4 protein-coding genes are annotated in these 4,141 nt (G+C 71.9%); 2 read left to right on the forward strand and 2 right to left on the reverse strand.

Going from position 1 to position 4,141, the window contains the following annotated elements:
* Together ACWGIG_RS37420 and ACWGIG_RS37425 are read right to left on the reverse strand one after the other, a co-directional pair.
* Positions 1 to 1,394, reverse strand: a 1,394-nt coding sequence (locus ACWGIG_RS37420; protein ID WP_453326184.1) for a HEAT repeat domain-containing protein, incomplete at its 3' end; no start/stop codon positions are given.
* A gap of 284 nt (positions 1,395 to 1,678) precedes the next feature.
* Positions 1,679 to 2,071, reverse strand: a complete 393-nt coding sequence (locus tag ACWGIG_RS37425) for an ankyrin repeat domain-containing protein (protein ID WP_453326185.1) — start codon at positions 2,069 to 2,071, stop codon at positions 1,679 to 1,681.
* 256 nt (positions 2,072 to 2,327) lie between these two features.
* On the opposite strand from ACWGIG_RS37425, the gene ACWGIG_RS37430 reads away from it, so the two are divergent.
* Positions 2,328 to 2,522 (forward strand): hypothetical protein, encoded by a 195-nt coding sequence (locus ACWGIG_RS37430; RefSeq protein WP_018534760.1) that lies wholly within the window; start codon positions 2,328 to 2,330, stop codon positions 2,520 to 2,522.
* 36 nt (positions 2,523 to 2,558) lie between these two features.
* Positions 2,559 to 4,141, forward strand: a 1,583-nt coding sequence (locus tag ACWGIG_RS37435; protein ID WP_453326186.1) for a hypothetical protein, incomplete at its 3' end; no start/stop codon positions are given.

Raw genomic sequence — 4,141 nt, forward strand, 5'->3', positions numbered from 1 at the left:
ATCCGGCTGCGTACGGCGGTCTGTACCTCGGCCTCCTCGGCCGGGTCGGCGGCCAGTCGGCGCAGCCGGTCGGCCACTCGCGCGTCGCCGGTCTCGGCGTGCCGTGCGGCGACTTCCCGCGTCGTCTCCTCGCAGTCCCACAGGCACTCGACGGCGAAGCCGGAGGCGAAGGACGGATCGGTGGCGGCCAGGGCGCCTGCTGCGCGCTGCCGCAGGTGGGAGGAGGCGGTCTCGCGGTAGATGTGCCGCAGTACGGGCGCCGCGGCACAGATCCCGAGGCGGCCGGTGCCGTCCACCAGGGTCCACAGCAACGGCGCGTCGGGGCCGTCGGCCCGGACGGCTTCACGCAGCGCACCCAGGACGAGCGGCGCGTCCTGCGCCGCTCCGCGGCAGGCCAGTACGCCTGCGGCCGAAGCCCCCAGCGCGTCCGGCCGGTGGACCCAGCCGCGGGCCCGGTCCACCGCTTCGGGGCCGCACATCCGCTCGAAGGCGGCGACGGCCGCGTCGGAGACGGTCGGCGACGGGCTCTGCGCCGCGGCTTCGATCAGGTCGAGTACGGCGGGGTCCCGGGACTCCGCGAGGTAGTGCAGCGCAGCGCAGCGCGCCCCGTCGGCCCCGTCGAGCGCCGCCCGGAGGATCGTCGGCCGATCCTCGGGTCCCGCGACGGCCGACAGGCAGCGGGCGGCCGGCACGTGCAGCACGGCGCCCCGCTCCAGGCCCTGCTGGGCCCAGTCGAAGACGGCTTCCACGCTCCATCCCGGGCGGGGTCCTGCGGGTCGCATCTGGCGCTGCCACCGGTCGAACGACCCCTGTTCCTGCGCCGACCTCACCCGGCCGCCCACCGAGTCTCGGGGGTCCTCGGCCCACAGCCGCCAGGGCCTGGGCTCGAAGGCGTCGCGCACGGCGGCGGCCAGCTCCGCGTCCCCCTCGGGGGAGGCGGCGAACCGCGAGAGCACGGGACCGGCCAGCGAGCGCAGCCCGCTGTCGTCGTCGCGCAGCGCGAGCTCGTCGAGCGCCCAGGTCCAGTTGGTGCCGGTCCTGGCGTACTTGCGCAGCAGCACCAGGGCGTCGTCCCTGCCGTACGAGGCGAGGTGCCCGAGGACGGCGAGCGCGAGCCCGGTCCGGTTCTCGTCCGTGTCGAGGAAGTCCTCGGCATCGAAGAGGTGGCTCTCGATCTCGTCGAGGCCGCCGTCGAGGTCCAGGTAGAGGCGGGCGTAGTAGAGCGATCGGTTTTCGACCTGCCAGTCGTGGCGGGGGTCGTTCAGGACACAGTGGTGCAGGGCCGCGAGGGCTTCCGGACGGGGTGCGGCGAGCGCGTGGAGCGTGCCGTCACCCCGGCCCCTCTGCAGGAGGCCGAGCAGTGTGCCGCTCGGCGCTATGGCTGGTTCAAACATGGGAAAAGGCCTCACATCAAACTGTCGACGCAACCGGGAAACGTGCCGTTCCTACGCGGTGCGCCAACATGCCCGGCCGCCCGTCACAGTCTTTCGCTTGATGATGTAGACCATCTTCCTCTGCCTCTCGTCGGTGGCCCGGAGTGGGCCCGTTCCACATATCCGTAATGCGGCGACTTCTGCCCGCACCTGGTGTTTGTGAATCCGTCGTCATGATGGCCCAGCGATTTCGCCACCGCGACCACATTTACGACCTCCCCCGGTCCCCCCTCACCAGGAGGCCTTCACTGGGCGCCGAACAGCTCCAGCAGGTGCTTCTTGTCGAACATCCGGGCGGTGTCGACGGCGGACGGCGTTCCGGCCGCCGGGTCGGCACCACCGGCAACCAGTACCCGGACCACCTCGTCCTCACCCTTGAAGACGGCGCCGGCGAGCGGCGTCTGCCCCCGGTCGTTCGCGCGGTTCGCGTCCGCCCCTCGCGTCAGCAGCGCCTCCACCGCAGCCGCGTGCCCGTGGTACGCCGCGAGCATCACCAGGGTCTGCCCCTGGTCGTTGGTGAGGTCCGGCGAGACTCCCGCGTCCACGTAGGCGGCGAGCGCCTCGGTCCCGCCCTGCCGGGCAAGATCGAAAATCTTGGTCGCCAGTTCGACGACCTCGGGGTCCGGAGCTTCGCTCATCGTGGAAAGCCTGCCTTTCTCATGCCGTGACCAGGGGTGCACGGCGTGGGAGCCGTACGAGTGAATCGTCAGGGTACTGCCCGTCCGGCGACATGAGCCGGGCCCCGGACGGCAAAGATCACCACGAGGGCAGCAGGCTCTGCCAGTCCAGTGAAAAAGACGAAAAATGACCCGATTGCACGATTTGCGGCACGGATACTTTCTGTGAGCCTGGAAGGACTCATGGTGACTGTCCCCATCAACCAGGAGAACACTCATGATCCTGTCCATCTCAGGTGTCGTGCTGCTCGGCATCATCGTCTTCCTGTTCTTCCGGAAGGACGGACTCAAGGCGTCCCACGCCCTGGTCTGTGCGCTCTTCGGCTTCTACCTCGCGGGCACCGCCATCGCCCCGAGCATCAAGGCCGGAGGAGCAAGCCTCGCCAGCCTCTTGGGCGGGATCAAGTTCTGACCCCGCGTTCCCCCACTCTCACTTCAGGAGTCCGACGTGGCCCGGCGTCCCCTCCCCCGCATTCTGAGCAGCAGCAGTGTCTCGGTGGCCCGCAGCCGCGAGCTGGCGCGCACTGCCGCCGACAGCGCCACGGACGTGCTCCATCCGCTCATCACGATCAGCCGCGGCCTGCGCAAGCTCGCCGCGGCCGGTCGGGCCCGCTGGTCCGGCACCCCCAAGGAGAAGCGCGGTCCCGCGCTGTTCCTGGTGGGTGCCGTCGTCCTGGTGGTCGCGCTCATCCCGTACGGGCCGCTGCTCGCCCTGATCACGGTGATGGCCGCGGCTGCCTGGAAGGGCCATGAACGCGCACCCGTGCAGACCGGCCCCGCGCCGGAGCAGACGGAGCGGCTCCAGTCCCTCTACGAGGCGCTGGTGCCGTACTTCTCCGTGCCCGAGGACCCCGACCCGCTCTTCGCGCACGGCGGCGAGTGGGACAGGGCCTTCAGCGAGTACGAGTTCGACGACTCCGGCCGGCCGCGTCGGCTGCTGATCCGCTACCCCGCGTACTTCCCCGACGGCGAGGCCTCCTCCCGGGCCCGCATCGAGCACTTGCTGCACGCCAAGTCCGGGCGTGGCCGCGAGTACCGCTTCGACTGGGACGAGGAGGGCAACCAGCTCGTCATGACGGTGCTGGACGCGCTCCCCACGACGATCGCCGCCCAGCGCTTCGTCACCGCCCCCGGCGAGACCGTCCTCGGCTTCACCGACGCCGACGCCGTGCCCCGCACGGTCCCCGTCCACGGGGGCGACGAGCCGCACGACGCGACCCCGGTGATCTGGCGGACCGGACCGCGCTCCACCGAGCCCCACCTGCTGGTCGTCGGCCAGCCGGGCAGCGGCACGACCAGCCTGCTGCGGTCGATCGCCCTGCAGGCGCTGGAGGACGGCGACGTACTGATCACCGAGGGCAGCGGCACCGGCGAGTACGCCTGCCTCACCGGCCGCAGCGGCGTCCTGGCCGTCGAGTGCGGACTGTCCGGCGCCCTGGCGAGCCTGGAGTGGGCCGCGTCCGAGACCGAGCGGCGGCTGATCTCCGCCAACCGGGCCCGGCAGGCGGGCCGCAGCGCCCCCGACGACACCAGACGCCCGCTGTGGATCCTGCTGGACCGGCCGAGCGTCTTCGGCCACCTGGCAGCCGCCGACGGCCGCACCGACCCGCAGCAGTTGCTCCAGGTGCCGCTGCGGCACGGCCGGGCGGCGAACGTGACGGTGGTGGTGGCCGAGCAGTTCGACGCGGTGGACACCCTCAGCGATTCGGTACGCGCCCACACGCGTGCACGGGCCGTGCTCGGCCCGGCCACCCCGGCCGAGGTCGAGGCCGTCCTGGGCGCCCCGCCGCACACCACGCCGACGCCGGACGTTCCGCCGGGGCGGGGTTACGCCCGGCTCGGCGCGGGCCCGGTGATGCGCCTTCAGGTACCCGCCACCCCCGACCCGTACGACGACGCCACGAGCGAGTCGCAGCGACAGGCGGTGCTGGAACTGCTGCCGGAGCGTTCCGTCCCCCTGGACGGCTCCCGGGAGAACCGGGACGAGGATCCTCGGGAGGACCGGAACGCGGCCCCGGTGCCCGCCGAGGG

Source organism: Streptomyces sp. NPDC054863, assembly GCF_053610825.1.